Here is a 16,894-nt window from a genome sequence, read left to right on the forward strand (position 1 = left end):
GGGCCCGGGAACGTGTCAGTCACTGCCACAGCTTGCTCCTCGTCGCTCGGTCACCGTCCGGGCACGCCGCTGTCGACCGTATCGGGGCGGGCCCGCGCCGCGGGAGGCTTTCACCCGCTTCGGCCTGTTCACAGCGCCTCCAGGGGATCGTCCGTGCCCGGCAGGGGCCCCAAGGGGTCCGCATACAGCAGGGCCAGCCCTCTGGCCCAGCGCGCGTCGGCCATTCCACCGCCGAGGGCGGCGCGCAACTGCCACAGGGCGCCGGGCAGTTTGCCGGCGTGCCCGGCGCCGGTCACCGTGCGATCGACGCCGCGGTGGAAGTCCCCGCAGTCCGGGTCCCGGTCGCTCATCTCGCGTCGCCACAGAATGACGTTGTACCCACTGGCCATCACCCGATGCAGGGCGGCCGGCTCGCCGCCGGTCGCGGGCGTGCGGCACAGCACGGGAACGGTCGCGGGGTCACGGCTGACGAGGGCGGCGGGCGCGGGCAGCGGGCGGGGCGCGCCGTCCGCGCAGTCCAGCACGTCGGAGGCCATACGGCCCACGTGGATCTTGGTCCAGCGGGCCAGCCGCAGCGCGTGCACCTCCTCGCTGTCCTCGGCGTCCGGCACCGGGTCGGTGCAGCGCACGACCACCGGCCGCTGCTCGCCCAGCTGCGGCCCGTCCGGCGCCAGGCGCCACTCCTCGACGGGGAAGCCGAGCAGCGAGTACGGCAGGGCGACCTGGAGCGGCACAGGGCCGTCCGGCTCGTCCCCGCGGCGGAACGCCTCGGCGAGCGCGGCGCACAGCCGCTCCGGCGGCCGGTCGGGGCCGACGGCGCGGTAGTCCTCGTCGATGGACGTCAACTCGCCCGTGGCGCGGGCGGCGCACACGCGCCAGTCGTACCGGCCGCGCTCCCAGCCGTGCGGAGTGATCTCCAGCAGCACGAACGGCTCGGGGCTCGGGCCCGGCTCCGACAGCTCGGCGTCGAGATACCACGCGTCGGCCGGGGCGCCGCCGGCCGCCTGGGGCATGGCGCCGACGACGACACCGGGAGCCAGGGGGCCGGCGGTGGCGCGGCGGGCGTCGCGCTCGCGGATGCGCGCGTCCTGCTCGATGCGGAGGTTGGCGCGGAACCAGCGGGAGAGCCCGGCGTTCGCGGCGGCGGCGCCGGCCCAGTCGCGCAGCCGTCCCTCCACCCCAGGCTCGGCCGGATAGGGGCGGTCGGCGGTGGCGGCGTGCACGGCGTAGCGCAGGATCAGCTCCAGCTCCGCCGGGCCCTGCCGCAGCTCGTACAGCAGCCCCAGGCCATCGCGCCAGCCGCGGGGCGCGGGGAGGGTGCCCTCGTAGGGGCGGCCCCGCAGCGCGGTGATCATCTCGTCGAGCCGCCTGGTGGACACCGGCGGCGGCAGCTGCGCGAGCAGCCCGAGCAGCTCGACGCGCTGCCCTGGGGTCAGCGCGCGGCCCACGGCGGCATGCACGTCGCTCTGCGCGTCGGTCCAGGTCTGCTCGGCCAGGTCGGCGACGTCGAGATAGCGGTCGGCGTGGTGGCGGTCGTGCGCGCCGAGGACCTGCTGATACAGGTCGTCGGGCCCGGGGTCGGGCGGCAGCGGCACGCGGCGCAGCTGAACGATGGAGGTGGCGAGGCCGCCGTCGCGCCCGGCGGAACGCCTCGCCTTGAGGATGCCGATGACCTCACCGCGCGCCAGGTCCACGACGGGGCCGCCGGAGACGCCCTCGGGCACCTCATCCTCCCCGCCCAGCTTCAGCAGCCCCTCGCTGCCCAGCTCGCCGCGGATGGTGCACCGGCCGCTGATGTCCTCGATGCCGTCCTCGGTCTCCAGGCAGCCGAAGAACGCGACCTCGCTGCGCGTGAACACCTTGGCCGTGCGCTCGGACAGCCACACGCAGGCGTGGGGTACGGGGTCGAGGACGCGGACGAGCGCCAGGTCGGGCGCGGGCCACAGGCCACCCGCCGGATTCTCCGCCGGGCGCGCCCACTCGACCCGCCCGCGGACCGGCCGCTCGACTCCTCGGACCGTCAGCCCCACTTCGCGCCGCCCTCCTTCGCCTCTTCCCCCGCGAAGCGCGACATGGGCGCAGGTGAGCACCCAGTTCGGAGCTACGAAGAATCCACTGCCCCACGGCCGGGAAGCCGGCTCGCCCCCGTCATACCCGGTGGGCGCCGCATGGATGCGCACCGTGGCCGCGGCAGCGAGCGGCGCCAGAGTCTCGAAGGGGTCCACATCCATCGGCTGCGCGCCCCCGCCGTCCGCCCATGTCATTCAATCTGCCCCAGCTCCTCCGGCGGTCCCCCCTGCCAGGTGAGCGTGACCGTGATGGCGCCCTTGGCCTCACCGTCGGCCAGGAGGCCGACGACCCGGCCCGCCTTGGCGGTCAACTCGATGCCGAACGTGACGCTGACCTCGTCGGGACGCGCGGCGCGCAGCCCGTCGGCCACGGAGGAGGCGACCCCCGTGATCAGCTCTTGCAGGCTCTCGACCTGGGCGGCGGCCCGGTCGAGCAGCCCGGTGTCGACATAGCCGCTGCCGCTGCCGCTGCCGCCCGCGGTGCCGGTGTCCGCGTAGCCGGACCCCGCGCGGGGCGGGGGCAGCACCTGCTCCACGTCCGAGATGCGGGCCCATACCGGCGTACCGTCCGGCAGGCTGACCCGGGTGACTCCGCTGCTCATCCGACCCCCCGTCGCGCGTTGTGTGCATGCAGGTTAACCGGCAGTACCGACAGCTGCCTATCCTGGCTTTTTCCTTCCCCTTCTGGCGTCCGGGAGCACGTCGTGTACTTCACTGACCGCGGTATCGAGGAGTTGACACAAAGGCGTGGCGAGGAGGAGGTCACGTTCGAGTGGCTGGCGGACCAGCTGAGGGTGTTCGTGGACCTGAACCCGGACTTCGAGGTGCCCGTGGAACGGCTGGCGACGTGGCTGGCCCGGCTGGACGACGAGGACGAGGAGGGGTGAGGGCGCGCGGGCGGCGGTGACCCTAGGCCCTGTCCTGCCGATCTTGCCGGGCCCGCGACTCCCCCAGACTCCGTCCGGGAGGTGCCCCCAGCTACGGCACTCCCCCAGCCTGGCGGCTGGGAGGTGCCCCCACGCTGCGCTACCGAATCGCGCGAATACGGCCAAGCACGAGCTGCGATCCGGTGCCGATGGGGGCACCTCCCAGGCCCCCAAGGGCCTGGGGGAGCACCGCATCTGGGGGCACCTCCCTGGGGGCACCTCCCAGACGAAGTCTGGGGGAGGAGCCTGGGGGAGCCGCGGGCTGATCCGACAAGATCGACAGGACAGGACCTCGTGCGGGTGATGGGCGCTTGACTTCCGCGGTACGCGATATATCGTGTCTGGTGAAGACGCGATATATCTTTGCGTGCTGCGTGTACAGCGGGGAGGTCCCACCATGGCGGGGAAGTCCGAGTGGTCCGTCACCGAGGCGCAGACCCTCACTTTCGGCGACCGGCAGATCGACGAGGTCGAAGTGCGCATCGTCAACGGCGCGGTCAATGTGGTGGGCACCGACGACGCGGCACCGCGCATAGAGATCAGCGAGATCTCCGGCCCGCCGCTGGTCGTGCGTCTCGACGGCGGCCGGCTGACCGTCGCCTACGACGACCTGCCCTGGCACAACTTCCTGAAGTGGCTGGACCGGAAGGGGTGGCGGCGGACCGCGGTCGTCTCGGTGTCCGTGCCCTCGCACAGCCGCCTGTCCGTGGGCGTCGTCGGCGCCTCCGCGGTGATCAGCGGCATCGCCGGGCGCACCGACGTGCGGGGCGTCAGCGGGAGCACGACGCTGGTCGGCCTCAGCGGCCGGATGCGCGCGGACACCGTCTCGGGCGACATCGAGGCGCAGGCCCTCAGCGGCAAGCTGACCTTCAATTCGGTCTCCGGCAATCTCACGGTGATCGACAGCGCCGGCCCTGGCCTCAAGGCCGACTCGGTCAGCGGCGACATGGTGGTGGACCTGGCCGACAGCGACCGCCCCGCCGACATCCGGCTCAACACCGTCTCGGGCGAGGTCGCGGTCCGGCTGCCGCATCCGGCGAGCGCGCGGGTCTCGGCCAGTACGGCGAGCGGCGCGGTCTCCTCGGCCTTCCCCGAGCTGTCGGTCTGCGGCACCTGGGGGGCCAAACAGCTGGCGGGGACGCTCGGTTCCGGCTCCGGAGCCGTGCACTGCTCGACGGTGTCGGGGGCGATAGCGCTGCTGCGCCGCCCACCCGCCGAGTTCGACACCGCCGCCTCCTCCACACTGCGTAAGGATGTCTGAGATGCCCCCCGTCTTCGGCCACGGCCGGCTCCGCCTCTACCTGCTGAAGCTGCTGGCAGAGGCGCCCCGGCACGGCTACGAGGTGATCCGGCTGCTGGAAGAGCGCTTCCAGGGCCTGTACGCGCCCTCCGCGGGGACGGTGTACCCGCGGCTGGCCAAGCTGGCGGCCGAGGGCCTGGTCACGCAGACCGAGGAGGGCGGCCGGAAGATCTACTCGCTCACGGCGGAGGGCGAGCGGGAGCTGACGGCCAGGGACGAGGAGCTGACCCAGCTGGAGCGGGAGATCCGCGAGTCGCTCGCCGCCCTCGCCGCGGACATCAGAGAGGACGTCAGCGGCTCGGCCAGGGATCTGCGCCAGGAGGTCAGGCAGGCCACGGCCGCCGCCCGCACCTCGACCGAGACCGCGGCCGGCCGCGCGGCGTGGGCGGCGCAGGCACGCCGGGCCAAGGAAGAGTCCCGGCGGGCCCGCCAGGAGGCCAGGCAGGCGCAGCAGGCCAGCGAGGCGGCACGGCACCACTTCGAGGAGGCCGCCCGGCGCATCCACGACCGGGTGCAGTCCCATGCGAACGCGGGGGACTGGCCGGGTGCGGTGCGGGAGGGCCTGGAGGGGCTGAGCAGCGAAATAGGCGGCTGGACCAGGTTCGTCGAGCACCCCTCCGCCCCCTGGCCCGGCGGCTGGGACGCCGGGCCGCCGGACGTGGAGGAGGACGGGCCGGGCGCGGAGCCGGTGGACGATCCGGTCCGGGAGCTGGAGCGGCTGCTCGACAAGTTCCGCGACGACGTCCGGGACGCGGCCAGGGACCACGGGGTGTCGCAGACCGACCTCGTGGAGGCCAGGCGCCACCTGTCCACGGCTGCCGCCCACTTGGTCGCGCTGCTCCGCTCGCCGCACGGCTGACGTCGCCGCCGGGCCGCGCGGGGACGCCCCTCCCGCTCCCCCGGCGCCTCGGGCCCGCGGGGGCGTGCCCGAGGCAGGGTCGGCCGCCGGTGCGGCGGCGCTCCCGGGGGCCGCGCCGGTCGCCGCCCGCCACGAGCGGCACGGCGAGCAGCCGGAGTTCGCGCCGGGCCCGGCGCGCGGGGCGTGCGCGGCCGGGACCCGGGGGCCGGGGGCCGGGGGCCGGGCCGTTCGACGGCGAGGTCCCCGGTCCGCCGCCGCCTTCGGCCCACGCACGACCGGGACGGCCTATCCCGGCACCGCGCGGGCGCAGCGGCGGCATGCTCGCGCCGAGGCGGCCACCAGGCCGTGTGAGGTGACCGTGAACGCTCCGGCGAGGGCGAGCAGCGGCCAGGCGGCCGACGCCGCACCGGCCACGGCGAGCGTCAGTGTCGCCAGCGCCATGGCCACGCTCGCGACGGTGCCGGTCCAGGCGACGGCGAGCGGCAGCCGGTCCGGGGTGGGCAGCCGGCGGGCGAGGGCCCCGGTGGCCGCCAGCGTGCCCGCCGCCAGCAGCGCCGCGCCGGCCGCCACGGCGGCCAGCAGGGCGGCCGTGAGCCGGGCGGCGGGCGGGAGTTCCGATCCGACGATCAGGTACCAGCAGGCAATGAGAAACGGGGAGGTGACGGCGACGGCCCCGGCGGTCCGCCGGGTCTGGGCGATGGTCAGCTCACGCTGGCAGGCGGGCGCGAGCTCGTCCACCGCGCCGAACTCACGGACCGCCTCCTCGGCGGCCCGCCGGTACGGCAGCCCGAGCGCGGCGTGTGCCGCCACCGAGTCCGCGAGCCCGTCGCGGATCTCCTGGACCATCCGCGCCTTCACGCGGGGCGGGCCGTGCAGCGCGGCGGAGAGCGCCGCCGCATATTCCTCGACGCGGCCGGTGTCTCCGACGGGGCCGGCGTCTCCGACGCGGCCGGTGTTCTCGTCCGGGCCGGCGGGCCTGTCCGCGGGGGCGCTCATGTCGCGGGCCGCGGGGCGGGGCCGGCGTCCAGCACGGAGCCGATGGCGGTGGTGAACGCGCGCCAGGCGGTGCGCTCCTCCGCGAGGGCGCGCCGCCCGGCGTCGGTCAGCTCGTAGCAGCGGCGGCGGCGTTCGCCGAGGGACTCCCAGGTGCTGCGGAGCAGGCCGAGCCGCTCCAGGCGGTTCAGCGCGGGGTAGATCGTGCCGGTGCGCAACTGGAGCGCGCCGGCGCTGCGGTCCTGGACGGCGGTGATGATCGCGTACCCGTGCAGGGGCCCCGGCTCCAGCACGGCCAGCAACAGCCCGTCGAGATGCCCGCGCACTGCGTCTGCCTTCATAAGTAGGCAGACTACCCAATGAAGCAGTAGCTGTGCTACCTATTGGCAGCCAACACATCACCACCCCGCACCACGTACGAGTTGGAGTGTTCCGCGGTGACCAAGCTGCTGCTGTCCGTGCATGTCCTCGCGGCGATCCTGGTGGTCGGTCCGATCGCCGTCGCCGCCTCGATGTTTCCGCGTCACGCGCAACGATCCGCCCCCGGCGCGGAGTTGCTGCACCGGATATGCCGCGGCTACGCGGTGGTCGGCATCGCGGTCCCGGTCTTCGGCATCGCGACCGGCGCCGCGCTCGGCGTGCTCACCGACGCCTGGCTGATCGCCTCGCTGCTGCTCACCGCGCTGGCCGCCGGCCTGCTCGCGCTGTCCATCCTGCCCGGACAGCAGCGCCTGCTCGCCACGCCGCCCGCCGAGGAGGAGCCGCGGCGCGCCACGGCGGCGCGGCTGACCATGCTCACCGGCATGTTCAACCTGCTGTGGGCCGTGGTCGTCGTGCTGATGATCGTCCGCCCCGGCTCCACGACCAGCGCGTGACGGCCGTGCGCGCGCTGCGCGTCGCGGCGGGTGCCGAGGCCGTGAGCCTGGCCGTGCTGCTGCTCAACCTCGCCACCGTGCACGCCGACGCCGTCTCCGCACTGGCAGGACCCGTGCACGGCACGGCCTACCTGGCGGTGATCGCGACCGCCCGGCCCGTGCCGCCCGCCCGCCGCTGGTCGCTGCTCCCCGGCGTCGGCGGCCTCCTCGCCACCCGTATCGCGACGGCCCACGCCACGGCCGCCGCCCCCGCCGACCCCCGGAGCCCGAGCCGATGATCCCCTACGCCGAACTGCCCTTCCCCCGCACCGATGCGGCGCTGAACGCCCTCCGCTTCGCCGCGGGCATCGAGGCCCCGGCCATCTTCAACCACAGCCTGCGCACCTACCTCTACGGCCGGGCCGCGGGCGAACGGCGCGGCCTGCGCCCCGACCGTGACTACGACGACGAACTGCTGTTCCTCGGCTGCGTGCTGCACGACGCGGGGCTCAGTGACGAGGGCAACGGCGACCAGCGCTTCGACCTGGACGGCGCCGATCTGGCGGCCAACTTCCTGACCGAGATGGGGATGCCGGCCGACCGGGTCGAGGTGGTGTGGGACGCGATCGCCCTGCACCTCTGCTTCGACCTCGCGCAGCGCAAGCGCCCCGAGATCGCGCTGGTTTCGGCGGGCGCCGGGCTCGACCTGGGGGACGACGACCCGCCGGTCCTGCCGCCCGGGTACGCGGACCGCGTGCACACCGCCCTCCCCCGCCTGCACGCGGCAGCGGTGCTGCACGACACGATCGTCGGCCAGGCCCGCGCCAAGCCGCACAAGGCGCCCCCGTTCAGCATGCCCGGCGAGCTGCTGCGGCAGCAGACCGGGCAGCGGTGGCCGACCTGGCGCGAGCTGAACGAGGCGGGCCCGTGGAACGACTACGCGGGCCTCCCGCCGACAACGGACCCTGACACCGTCAGGGATTGAACACGATCTTCCCGAAGACGTCCCCGCCCGCCATCCTGGTGAAGCCCTCGCGGGCCCGCTCCAGCGGCAGCACGCTGTCGATCACCGGCCGCACGCCGGTGGCCGCGCTGAAGGCGAGCAGCGAGGCCAGTTCCTCCTTGCTGCCCATGGTGGAGCCGACGACCTTCAGTTCGAGGAAGAAGATCCGGTTCAGCTCGGCGGACGCGGGCGCCTGGCCGGAGGTCGCACCGGAGATCACCAGGGTGCCGCCGGGCCGCAGCGACTTCACCGAGTGGGACCAGGTGGCCGCGCCGACCGTCTCGATCACCGCGTCGACGCGGTGCGGCAGCCGGGCGCCGGACTCGAACGCCGCCGTGGCGCCCAGTTCCACGGCCCGCTTGCGCTTCGCCTCGTCGCGGCTGGTGACGAACACCCGCAGCCCGGCCGCCGCGCCCAGCGCGATGGCCGCGGTCGCGACGCCGCCGCCGGCGCCCTGCACCAGGACGCTGTCGCCGGGCCGGACGCCGGCGTTCGTGAACAGCATGCGGTAGGCGGTCAGCCAGGCGGTGGGCAGGCAGGCCGCCTCCTCGAAGGACAGCTCCTTCGGCTTCGGGAGCACGTTCCACTTGGGCACGGCGACCCGCTGCGCGAACGTTCCCTGGTACTTCTCGGTCAGAAGCGTGCGCCTTTCGTTCGGGCCAACGCCGTGTCCGGTAGCGCCGATCACGGAGTGGAGCACCACTTCGTTGCCGTCGGCGTCGATACCGGCCGCGTCGCAGCCGAGGGTCATCGGCAGCGCCTCCGCGCCGATCCCGACGCCGCGCAGGGTCCACAGGTCGTGGTGGTTCAGCGAGGCGGCCCTGACCTCGACGACCGTCCAGTCCTGCGGGGCTTCCGGCTCCGGCCGGTTGCCCAGTTCCAGCGCGTTCAGTGGCTGTTCCCGGTCGAAGCGGGCGACATAGGCAGCGAACATGTCCTCACGCTAGCCGCCGCGGGGCTTTCCATTCCAGAACCGCGCGTGACGTGGGACGATGGACGCTCGCGGGGAGGTTGGCATGAGCACGGTGTTTCTGCGGCGACTGAGCAGGTGGCAGGCCGAGACCGAACGGACGGACATCGGCGATTTGTACGCCGACGCGCATCGGGACGCGCCGGGCGTGCGCCCGCTCGAACGGGACGCGTTCCTGCGCCGGTTCGTGGACCACGACGTGCAGCAGACCGGGTTCGACATGGTGGTCGCCGGCGACCCCGCGCTCGTCGGCTGCGCCTACGGCTTCCGCGCGGACCGGGACGGCCGGTGGTGGGACACGTTCACCGCGGTGCCGACCGAGATAGAGGAACTGTCCGCGGCCCGGCAGGTGTTCGTCGTCGCCGCGCTGATGGTCGCCCGCCACAGGCGCCGCGCGCACCTGGCGACCCGCCTGCACAAGGAGCTGCTGTCCCGCAACGCCACCGGCCCGGCCATCGCCCTGCTCCAGCCGGGCAACACCCCCGCGCGGGCGGCGTATCAGTCCTGGGGCTGGAACAAGGCGGGTCAGCTGACCCCGCGCGACGGCGGCGAGGCCCCGCTGGAGGCGTGGGCCAGGTAGTGCGCCAGGCAGTAGACCAGGTAGCGGGCCGGCAGCGGGCCAGGCCGCGGGCCAGGCAGTGAGCCGGATGGCGGCCCGGCGGCCAGGTCCCGCCGGGACCGGGGACAGGCACGGACGGACAGCCGCACGGAACGGCTACAGCACTTTGGACAGGAACGCGCGAGTGCGGGCGTGCTGCGGGTCGTTCAGCACGTCCCGCGGGCGGCCCGACTCGACCACGACGCCGTCGTCCATGAAGACCAGCGAGTCGCCGACCTCCCGGGCGAAGCCCATCTCGTGCGTGACGACGATCATCGTCATGCCGTCCGCCGCCAGCCCTCGCATCACGTCGAGCACCTCGCCGACCAGCTCCGGGTCGAGCGCCGAGGTCGGCTCGTCGAAGAGCATGAGCTTCGGGTCCATGGCCAGCGCGCGGGCGATGGCGACGCGCTGCTGCTGCCCGCCGGAGAGCTGCGCCGGGTAGGTCTCCATGCGGTCGGCGAGGCCGACGCGGCGCAGCAGCTCCTCGGCCCGCTCCCGCGCCGCGGCCTTGCCGATGCCCTTGACCTGGACCGGCGCCTCCATCACGTTCTCGGCGGCGGTCATGTGCGGGAAGAGATTGAAGCGCTGGAACACCATGCCGATGTCCCGCCGCTGTTCGGCGACCTCGCGCTCCCTCATCTCGTAGAGCCGGTCGCCCTTCTGCCGGTAGCCGACCAGGCCGCCGTCCACCCACAGGCGCCCGGCGCTGATCTTCTCCAGGTGGTTGATGCAGCGCAGGAACGTCGACTTGCCCGAGCCGGACGGGCCGACGACGCAACTCACCTCGCCCGCCTCGACCTTCAGGTCGATGCCGCGCAGCACCTCCACGGACCCGAACGCCTTGTGCACGCGCTCGGCCAGCACCATCGGGTGTTCGCGTCCGCCGCTCATACCGTCGTCCCTCCCACCTGGCTCTTGGTGCGGAAGCTCGTCAGCTGTGCCCGCAGCCGTTGCAGCGGCGTGGGCGGCTGGGTGCGCCCGGAACCCTTCGCGTAGTGCCGTTCCAGGTAGTACTGGCCGACGCTGAAGATGGTCGTGAGCAGCAGGTACCAGACCGTCGCCACGACGAACAGCTCCATCACCCGGGTGTTGCGCGATCCGACGATGTCGGCGGCCCAGAAAAGTTCCTCATAGTGGACGACGGACACCAGGGACGATGTCTTCAGCATGTTGATGAACTCGTTGCCCGAGGGCGGGATGATCACGCGCATGGCCTGCGGCAGCACGATGCGGCGCGTGGTCTTGGCACCGTTCATGCCCAGCGCGTGCGCCGCCTCCGTCTGGCCCGGATCGACCGACAGGATGCCGGCGCGGGCGATCTCCGCCATGTAGGCGGCCTCGTTCAGGCCGAGGCCGAGCAGCGCGGCCACGAACGGCGTGATGATGTCGTTCGTCTCGTCCTTGTAGAAGCCGAAGTTCATCGTGTCGAAGATGAACGACAGGTTGTACCAGAGGACAAGCTGCACCAGGACGGGCGTGCCGCGGAAGAACCAGATGTAGCCCCAGGCGACGTTCGACAGGACCGCGTTGTCCGACAGCCGCATGACGGCGAGCAGCAGGCCGAGTACCAGGCCGATCGCCATGGACAGCACGGTGATCCACAGCGTCTTGGCCGCGCCCTCGGTGATCCGGTCGTAGGTCAGGTACTCGCCGACGACGTCCCAGTGGATGTCGGAGTTCACGAACGACCAGGCCAGCCACGCCAGCAGCGCGCACACCGCGACCGCGCCCACCCAGCGGCCGTAGTGGCGCACGGGTATCGCGACGATGGCCTCGGGCGGCATTTGATCGTCGTCGGGCTCTCGGCCCGGCTCCTTGGAGAGATCGGGCACGCCGGTCACCCGTCGGAGCTGCCGGCGTTGATGGTGGCCTCCGCGACGGCGCCGGCCTCGGCGTCCCACTCGGCCAGGATCTCCGCGTACGTCCCGTCGTCGATGATCTCCTGAACGGCGGCCTGGATGGCGTCCCGCAGCTCCGGCTGGTCCTTCGGCACGGCGATCCCGTAGGGCGCGGCGTCGATCTGCTCGCCGACCACCTCGTACTCCTCGCCGCCGCCCGCCTCCGCCGCGTTGTACAGGGCGACCGGGTAGTCGGTGATCACCGCGTCCGCCCGGCCGCTCTGGAGGGCGGTGATCGACTCGGAGTCGACCGAGCTGATGATGTCCTCGATCGGCTCGTCGCAGGCGGCCGCCTGCTCCTCCACGACCGCTTCGTTGGCCGTGCCCTGCTGCGCCGCGACGGCGAGCCCGCACAGGTCGTCGGGGCCCTGGATGCCCTCGGGGTTGCCCGCGGGCACCAGGATGGCGGACCCGGCCTGGAAGTAGTTGACGAAGTCGGTGCCACCCTGGGCGTCGTCGGTGCCGCCCTCCTGGCGCTCCCTGGTGTCCGTCATCGCCGACATGATGATGTCGTACCGGCCGCTGTTCATGCCGAGGATGAGGCCGTCGAACGTGCCGTTCTCGAAGGCGAACTCGACGCCGAGCACCTCGCCGAGCGCCGCGCCGATGGCCGGGTCGATGCCGGAGACCTCTTCGTTCTCGTCGTAGAACTCGATCGGCGGGTACGCGATGTCCGAGCCGACGCGGATCTCCCCGGCGTCACGGATCTCCTGCGGCAGCAGCGCGGCCGCCTCGCCCGTGTCGGCGCCCTTGCCCTCGCCGCCGCCCGAGGACTCCTGGGCGCTCTCGTTGTCGCCCCCCTCGTTCCCCGCGTCATCGGTCTGGTCTCCGCAGGCGCCGAGCAGCAGCGCGCCACTCGCGACGAACGCGCCGACCGCGGCAAGGCGCGGACGGCGGGGGGAACTGGAGATCATGGCGTGATCCTCCTGGGGTGGCGGAAGGTCCGAGAAGCGGCACGCGTCTTCGAGTGTCACGAACTTGTGCGTTTTTCGATGCAGGGCATCCTGCCACCCGAACCAGCGTCCCCGGCCGCCCCGAACGTCAAGATCGGATAACGGACACGGATCACCGGTCACCGGGAGTGATACGCGGCAACTGGTGACTGCCCGAAGTGCGGTCATTCACCGTCCGGTTACCGAACACTGTCGTTGCCGGTGGACTTCATCGGGTAGAACGAATCGTTATCACCCCTCACCCGGGGACCAGGGCGCGTGTGCGACGCGTCCGGCGTCCGCCGCTCACCCAGGCGGACGTGGTGCCCGCCCGCCCCCTGACCTGGGAGCGGCTCCCACCCTCAACCTGTGATGCGAATAAGGGGTCAAATCAGTGGCATCGGAGATCGTCAATCCGAGGAACGAGCTTGCGGACGCGGGGCTCGATCCCGCGTTCGCCCTGCACCGCGGCGGCAAGATGGCGGTCGCCGCCACGGTGCCCGTGCGGAACGCGGACGACCTGTCCCTCGCCTACACGCCCGGCGTCGCGCGGGTGTGCGGCGCGATCGCCCAGCAGCCTGAGCTGGTCCACGAGTACACCTGGAAGTCCCAGGTCGTCGCCGTGGTCACGGACGGCAGCGCCGTGCTCGGCCTCGGCGACATCGGTCCGGAGGCGTCACTTCCGGTGATGGAGGGGAAGGCCATCCTCTTCAAACAGTTCGGCGGCGTGGACGCGGTGCCCGTCGCGCTCGACTGCCGGGACCCGGACGAGATCGTGGAGACCGTGGCGCGGCTCGCGCCCTCGTTCGGCGGAGTGAACCTGGAGGACATCTCGGCGCCGCGCTGCTTCGAGATCGAACGCAAGCTCCAGGAGCGGGTCAACATCCCCGTCTTCCACGACGACCAGCACGGCACGGCCGTCGTCACGCTCGCCGCCCTGCGGAACGCGGCGCGGCTGACCGGCCGCGACCTCGCCGACCTGCGGGTGGTGATCTCCGGCGCCGGGGCGGCCGGCGTCGCCATCGCCAAGATCCTGCTGGGCGCGGGCGTCGGGGACGTGGTGGTCTGCGACCGCAAGGGCATCGTGGCCGCGGACCGCACCGACCTGACCGACGTCAAGCGGGAGCTGGCCGCGCTGACCAACCGCACCGGCCTGACCGGTTCGCTCGCGGCGGCGCTCGACGGGGCGGACGTCTTCGTCGGCGTCAGCGGCGGCACCGTGCCCGAGCCGGCGGTCGCCAAGATGGCGCCGGGCGCGTTCATCTTCGCCATGGCCAACCCGGACCCGGAGATCCACCCCGAGGTCGCGGCCCGCTACGCCGCGGTGGTGGCCACCGGGCGCAGCGACTACCCGAACCAGATCAACAACGTGCTCGCCTTCCCCGGCATCTTCTCCGGCGCGCTGTCGGTCCGGGCCACGCGGATCACGGAGGGCATGAAGCTGGCCGCGGCCGAGGCCCTCGCGGCCGTGGTCGCCGACGACCTCAGCCCCTCCCGGGTCATCCCCTCCCCCTTCGACGAACGCGTCGCCCCGGCCGTCGCCGCGGCGGTCGCGGCGGCCGCGCGCGCCGAGGGCGTGGCCAGGGCGTGAGACCACGGCCCGGCGCGGCCTCCCTTCGGCAGGGAGGCCGCGCCGGGACCGCACCGGTGCCGCGCCGGTGCGTTACCTCAGGGCGATGACCACCGCGTCGGTCAGGGAGCTCCACGCCGTCCTGGCCTCGGCGAAGCCCGCCCCGCGCAGCGTGTCCGTGTGCCACTGGAGGGTGGCGAACTCGCCGTTGCCGTGGTCGCCGTCCCTGGGCCTGCCGAAGATCGCGAACCGCTCGGCCGCCTCCTCGGCCAGCTCGGGCGCCGCGGCGACCGCGTCCCACCAGTCCGCCCAGTCCTGCACGCCGGCCGCCTTCTCGCGCTCCTGCCTCGCCTTCCTGAACGCGCGCTCCGCCGCGTTGATCCGCGGGGTCGAATCGTCCGGCATGTGGTCCGCGTTCAGGAACACCCCGCCCGGCCGCACCAGACCGGCCAGCCGGCCGTACAGCGCACGCAGCGGCTCCTCGCGCAGCCAGTGCAGGGCCGTCGCCGTGAGCACGGCGTCGTAGGAGTCGTACGGCAGCTTCTCGGCCCAGTCGGGCGCGGTGAGGTCCGCGCGGACGAACTCCACCCGCTGCTCCCCCTCGAACGAGCCGCGCGCGATCGCCAGCAGCGCCGGGTCCAGGTCGACGCCGGTGCTGACCGCGCCGGGGAAGCGCGCGAGCAGCCGCCTGCTGATGCTGCCCGTGCCGCAGGCCAGGTCGAGCACGCGCGGCCGGTCGCCGACCAGCGCCTCCACCGCGTCCAGCATGGCCCGGAAGCGCTCCTCACGGTCCGGCAGGTACCACTCCTGCTGCCGGTCCCAACTGTCCTGCCACTGCTGCCAGTCGGTCATGTCCACTCCTCCACGCACACCTGCGGTAAGAGACACCTGCGGCAGGCGGCCCTTACTAGTACGCTGATGACCATAGCTGGCACGCGTAAGGAACACAATTGGAACTGACCTATTACTCGGACTTCGCCGTGCGGCTGATCAACACCGAGGAGCCACTGCGCGGTACGGACGCGCTGACCTCGGTGGACGCCGTGCGCCGCCTGTTCGGCGAGGCCCAGCAGGCCGCCCGGCGGGCCGGCGAGGGCGACGTGACCCGGCTGCGCGGGGTGCGGACCCGGCTGCGCGCCGTCTTCACGGCCGCGGCGGAGGGCGACGAGGTGCGGGCCGTCGACCTCCTCAACGCGCTGCTGCTCGAATACCCGGCCAGCCCGCAGATCTCAGGACACGACTACCTGGACGAGGCCGGCCGCCCCCGCTGGCACCTGCACCTGGCCGAGCACCCGTCCAGCGCCACCGCCGGCTACGCGGCCACCGCCTGCATGGGCCTCGCGTTCCAGCTGACCGACCTCGGCGTGGACCGGCTCGGCATCTGCGGGGCCGAGCCCTGCCGCAACGCCTACCTCGACACGTCGACCAACCGCTCCAAGCGCTACTGCTCGGACCGGTGCGCGACGCGGGCCAACGTGGCCGCCTACCGGGCGCGCAAGCGCCGCGAACGGGCGCTCAGCGGGCGCACCGCCGACGGCAGCCCGGTCAGCGCCGACACCAGCGAGACCTGACCCCGGCGGAGCGGCGCGCGCAGCCGCAGCAGCGCACGCGCCACCAGCAGGCCGTCCGGCACCGCCCCGAACTCGCGGCTGTCGTTCACCACTTCCGGGTTGTCCCCGACCACCCACCAGCCGCCGCGGCGGCGGCCGACCGCGCGCTTGACGATCAGCAGATCGTGCTGGAACGGGTGCCGCAGCACGACCACGTCCCCCGGCCGCACCCGGGACCCGTAACTCAGCAGCAGCTGATCGCCGGGCCGCAGGGTGGGCAGCATCGAGGGGTTGTACACCTCGGCCAGCCCCAGCCTCATCGCGCTCCTCCACTCGTCGGCGGCCATCGTCCGCCCTCGGGCCCAGTCAAGCATTGGACTTTTGGCCTAAGCCGGGGTACCCGGCCCGGGTCGGCCGAGAAAACCCGCCCTGCACGGAGTAATGTCGGCCAGGAGAAGACGATCACGAGGAAGGACAGCTTCATGCTCTCCCGCCTGTTTGCCCCGAAGGTCAAAGTCAGCGCCCACTGCGACCTGCCGTGCGGCGTGTACGACCCGGCCCAGGCCAGGATCGAGGCCGAGTCCGTCAAGGCCATCCAGGAGAAGTACCAGGCCAACGACGACCCGCACTACCGCGCCCGCGCCACGACCATCAAGGAGGAGCGGGCCGAGCTGGCCAAGCACCACGTCTCGGTGCTGTGGAGCGACTACTTCAAGCCGCCGCACTTCGAGAAGTACCCCGAGCTGCACCAGCTGGTGAACGACACCCTGAAGGCCCTGAGCGCCGCGAAGGGCTCCACCGACCCGGCCACGGGCCAGAAGGCTCTGGACTACATCGCCCAGGTCGACAAGATCTTCTGGGAGACCAAGAAGGCCTGACCGACCCCCGGCCCAGCACTCCGCCCCCGGCACACGGCTGCCGGGGGCGGCTGCATGCCGGCCCCACGCCGCGGCGGCCCCGCGCCGCGGCGGCCCCGGGGGTGCGCGGCCCTAGGATGTGCGGCAGCCAGTTCTCAAGTGCACCGGGGGAGCGAGTGATTCAGGACCACGGCCGGGCGGGGGCGGGGGACGGGGAGTCCGCGCAGACCGCGCCGACGCGGTCACCGGCACGGACACCGGCGGAGACGCTGACGTTCGTCGTGGCGGCCGGCGACGACCCGCAGGACCCCGGCGCCGGCGGCGAGATGGGGATTCTCCGCCGCCGCGACGAGAGCGCCACCGCCCTCCGGGACATCCCGGTCGCCGTACCGCGGCGCGACCTCGGGCGCACGGTCCAGGGACTCCAGCAGGTGCTGAGCGAGATCGATCCGCCGGAGGGCGGGAAGCGGCTCCGCGAGGCGCAGGTGTCCTCCGCCCAGAACTTCTGACCC

At 73.0% G+C, this 16,894-nt stretch carries 20 protein-coding genes and 1 pseudogene; 11 read left to right on the forward strand and 10 right to left on the reverse strand.

The genetic code is table 11. The features are described 5' to 3' along the window. Positions 1 to 128: 128 nt before the first annotated feature. Entirely contained in the window at positions 129 to 2,231 is a 2,103-nt protein-coding gene (locus RM779_RS02885) for a VMAP-C domain-containing protein (RefSeq protein WP_394813201.1), read from the reverse strand. Beyond that, a pseudogene (locus RM779_RS02890) lies at positions 2,149 to 2,671 on the reverse strand (CU044_2847 family protein). The gene RM779_RS02885 and the pseudogene RM779_RS02890 overlap by 83 nt, the downstream one beginning before the upstream one ends. A 102-nt stretch (positions 2,672 to 2,773) precedes the next feature. Here RM779_RS02890 and RM779_RS02895 point away from each other — a divergent pair. From RM779_RS02895 to RM779_RS02905, 3 genes are all read left to right on the forward strand, one after another. Next, a complete protein-coding gene (locus RM779_RS02895; RefSeq protein WP_311615405.1) occupies positions 2,774 to 2,956 on the forward strand; it encodes a DUF6104 family protein in 183 nt (60 codons plus the stop codon). 436 nt (positions 2,957 to 3,392) lie between these two features. Then, positions 3,393 to 4,256, forward strand: a complete 864-nt coding sequence (locus tag RM779_RS02900; RefSeq protein ID WP_311615406.1) for a DUF4097 family beta strand repeat-containing protein — start codon at positions 3,393 to 3,395, stop codon at positions 4,254 to 4,256. A 1-nt stretch (position 4,257) separates the two neighbouring features. After that, on the forward strand, positions 4,258 to 5,154 hold the full coding sequence (locus tag RM779_RS02905) for a PadR family transcriptional regulator (RefSeq protein WP_311615484.1): 897 nt from the start codon (positions 4,258 to 4,260) through the stop codon (positions 5,152 to 5,154). Between the two features lie 285 nt (positions 5,155 to 5,439). Here RM779_RS02905 and RM779_RS02910 read toward each other — a convergent pair whose 3' ends face one another. Both RM779_RS02910 and RM779_RS02915 read right to left on the reverse strand, forming a co-directional pair. After that, entirely contained in the window at positions 5,440 to 6,150 is a 711-nt protein-coding gene (locus RM779_RS02910) for a permease prefix domain 1-containing protein (RefSeq protein ID WP_311615407.1), read from the reverse strand. Then, a complete protein-coding gene (locus RM779_RS02915; protein WP_311615408.1) occupies positions 6,147 to 6,488 on the reverse strand; it encodes a PadR family transcriptional regulator in 342 nt (113 codons plus the stop codon). Before RM779_RS02915 ends, RM779_RS02910 begins: the two co-directional genes overlap by 4 nt. Positions 6,489 to 6,584: 96 nt before the next feature. Here RM779_RS02915 and RM779_RS02920 point away from each other — a divergent pair, with 96 nt between their 5' ends. From RM779_RS02920 to RM779_RS02930, 3 genes are read left to right on the forward strand one after another with little or no spacing between them, the layout of a single operon-like run. After that, positions 6,585 to 7,022, forward strand: a complete 438-nt coding sequence (locus RM779_RS02920; RefSeq protein ID WP_077058994.1) for a DUF2269 family protein — start codon at positions 6,585 to 6,587, stop codon at positions 7,020 to 7,022. Then, positions 7,019 to 7,300, forward strand: coding sequence for a DUF3817 domain-containing protein (locus RM779_RS02925; protein ID WP_394813202.1), 282 nt, complete (start codon positions 7,019 to 7,021; stop codon positions 7,298 to 7,300). The genes RM779_RS02920 and RM779_RS02925 overlap by 4 nt, the downstream gene beginning before the upstream one ends. Beyond that, positions 7,297 to 7,986: an HD domain-containing protein gene (locus tag RM779_RS02930; RefSeq protein ID WP_311615409.1), complete on the forward strand. Its 690-nt coding sequence runs from the start codon at positions 7,297 to 7,299 to the stop codon at positions 7,984 to 7,986. Before RM779_RS02925 ends, RM779_RS02930 begins: the two co-directional genes overlap by 4 nt. On the opposite strand, the gene RM779_RS02935 is transcribed toward RM779_RS02930, so the two are convergent. Then, entirely contained in the window at positions 7,976 to 8,938 is a 963-nt protein-coding gene (locus RM779_RS02935; protein WP_311615410.1) for a zinc-binding dehydrogenase, read from the reverse strand. The genes RM779_RS02930 and RM779_RS02935 overlap by 11 nt on opposite strands. 82 nt (positions 8,939 to 9,020) lie before the next feature. Between RM779_RS02935 and RM779_RS02940 the strand changes: the two genes are divergently transcribed. Continuing rightward, positions 9,021 to 9,554, forward strand: coding sequence for a hypothetical protein (locus RM779_RS02940; protein WP_311615411.1), 534 nt, complete (start codon positions 9,021 to 9,023; stop codon positions 9,552 to 9,554). 135 nt (positions 9,555 to 9,689) lie between these two features. Here RM779_RS02940 and RM779_RS02945 read toward each other — a convergent pair whose 3' ends face one another. From RM779_RS02945 to RM779_RS02955, 3 genes are read right to left on the reverse strand one after another with little or no spacing between them, the layout of a single operon-like run. Beyond that, the gene (locus RM779_RS02945) at positions 9,690 to 10,466 is read right to left on the reverse strand and encodes an amino acid ABC transporter ATP-binding protein (protein ID WP_311615413.1); all 777 of its coding nucleotides are present in this window, start codon (positions 10,464 to 10,466) and stop codon (positions 9,690 to 9,692) included. Then, positions 10,463 to 11,359: an amino acid ABC transporter permease gene (locus RM779_RS02950; protein ID WP_311615487.1), complete on the reverse strand. Its 897-nt coding sequence runs from the start codon at positions 11,357 to 11,359 to the stop codon at positions 10,463 to 10,465. The genes RM779_RS02945 and RM779_RS02950 overlap by 4 nt, the downstream gene beginning before the upstream one ends. A gap of 53 nt (positions 11,360 to 11,412) precedes the next feature. Further along, entirely contained in the window at positions 11,413 to 12,387 is a 975-nt protein-coding gene (locus tag RM779_RS02955; protein ID WP_311615415.1) for an ABC transporter substrate-binding protein, read from the reverse strand. Between the two features lie 412 nt (positions 12,388 to 12,799). On the opposite strand from RM779_RS02955, the gene RM779_RS02960 reads away from it, so the two are divergent. Then, positions 12,800 to 13,996, forward strand: coding sequence for an NAD(P)-dependent malic enzyme (locus tag RM779_RS02960; RefSeq protein ID WP_311615417.1), 1,197 nt, complete (start codon positions 12,800 to 12,802; stop codon positions 13,994 to 13,996). A 72-nt stretch (positions 13,997 to 14,068) separates the two neighbouring features. On the opposite strand, the gene RM779_RS02965 is transcribed toward RM779_RS02960, so the two are convergent. After that, positions 14,069 to 14,827: a class I SAM-dependent methyltransferase gene (locus RM779_RS02965; RefSeq protein ID WP_311615419.1), complete on the reverse strand. Its 759-nt coding sequence runs from the start codon at positions 14,825 to 14,827 to the stop codon at positions 14,069 to 14,071. A gap of 98 nt (positions 14,828 to 14,925) precedes the next feature. Here RM779_RS02965 and RM779_RS02970 point away from each other — a divergent pair, with 98 nt between their 5' ends. Next, positions 14,926 to 15,546, forward strand: coding sequence for a CGNR zinc finger domain-containing protein (locus RM779_RS02970; RefSeq protein WP_311615421.1), 621 nt, complete (start codon positions 14,926 to 14,928; stop codon positions 15,544 to 15,546). Here RM779_RS02970 and sodX read toward each other — a convergent pair. Continuing rightward, positions 15,459 to 15,845, reverse strand: coding sequence for a nickel-type superoxide dismutase maturation protease (sodX, locus tag RM779_RS02975; protein ID WP_311615423.1), 387 nt, complete (start codon positions 15,843 to 15,845; stop codon positions 15,459 to 15,461). The two genes, RM779_RS02970 and sodX, sit on opposite strands and share 88 nt — an antisense overlap. 162 nt (positions 15,846 to 16,007) lie before the next feature. Here sodX and sodN point away from each other — a divergent pair, with 162 nt between their 5' ends. Together sodN and RM779_RS02985 are read left to right on the forward strand one after the other, a co-directional pair. Further along, positions 16,008 to 16,403 (forward strand): superoxide dismutase, Ni, encoded by a 396-nt coding sequence (gene sodN / locus RM779_RS02980; RefSeq protein WP_311615425.1) that lies wholly within the window; start codon positions 16,008 to 16,010, stop codon positions 16,401 to 16,403. A 155-nt stretch (positions 16,404 to 16,558) separates the two neighbouring features. After that, entirely contained in the window at positions 16,559 to 16,891 is a 333-nt protein-coding gene (locus RM779_RS02985; protein ID WP_311615427.1) for a hypothetical protein, read from the forward strand. Positions 16,892 to 16,894: the final 3 nt, after the last annotated feature.

The organism is Streptomyces johnsoniae (genome assembly GCF_031845565.1).
GTDB lineage: Bacteria > Actinomycetota > Actinomycetes > Streptomycetales > Streptomycetaceae > Streptomyces > Streptomyces johnsoniae.

Coding starts and splice junctions, on each gene's coding strand:
- sodN (WP_311615425.1), top strand. CDS start 16,008: ATGCTCTCCCGCCTGTTTGCCCCGAAGGTCAAAGTCAGCGCCCACTGC.
- RM779_RS02965 (WP_311615419.1), bottom strand. CDS start 14,827: ATGACCGACTGGCAGCAGTGGCAGGACAGTTGGGACCGGCAGCAGGAG.
- RM779_RS02885 (WP_394813201.1), bottom strand. CDS start 2,231: ATGGATGTGGACCCCTTCGAGACTCTGGCGCCGCTCGCTGCCGCGGCC.
- RM779_RS02940 (WP_311615411.1), top strand. CDS start 9,021: ATGAGCACGGTGTTTCTGCGGCGACTGAGCAGGTGGCAGGCCGAGACC.
- RM779_RS02955 (WP_311615415.1), bottom strand. CDS start 12,387: ATGATCTCCAGTTCCCCCCGCCGTCCGCGCCTTGCCGCGGTCGGCGCG.
- RM779_RS02910 (WP_311615407.1), bottom strand. CDS start 6,150: ATGAGCGCCCCCGCGGACAGGCCCGCCGGCCCGGACGAGAACACCGGC.
- RM779_RS02905 (WP_311615484.1), top strand. CDS start 4,258: ATGCCCCCCGTCTTCGGCCACGGCCGGCTCCGCCTCTACCTGCTGAAG.
- RM779_RS02935 (WP_311615410.1), bottom strand. CDS start 8,938: ATGTTCGCTGCCTATGTCGCCCGCTTCGACCGGGAACAGCCACTGAAC.
- RM779_RS02915 (WP_311615408.1), bottom strand. CDS start 6,488: ATGAAGGCAGACGCAGTGCGCGGGCATCTCGACGGGCTGTTGCTGGCC.
- sodX (WP_311615423.1), bottom strand. CDS start 15,845: ATGAGGCTGGGGCTGGCCGAGGTGTACAACCCCTCGATGCTGCCCACC.
- RM779_RS02950 (WP_311615487.1), bottom strand. CDS start 11,359: ATGCCGCCCGAGGCCATCGTCGCGATACCCGTGCGCCACTACGGCCGC.
- RM779_RS02900 (WP_311615406.1), top strand. CDS start 3,393: ATGGCGGGGAAGTCCGAGTGGTCCGTCACCGAGGCGCAGACCCTCACT.
- RM779_RS02930 (WP_311615409.1), top strand. CDS start 7,297: ATGATCCCCTACGCCGAACTGCCCTTCCCCCGCACCGATGCGGCGCTG.
- RM779_RS02945 (WP_311615413.1), bottom strand. CDS start 10,466: ATGAGCGGCGGACGCGAACACCCGATGGTGCTGGCCGAGCGCGTGCAC.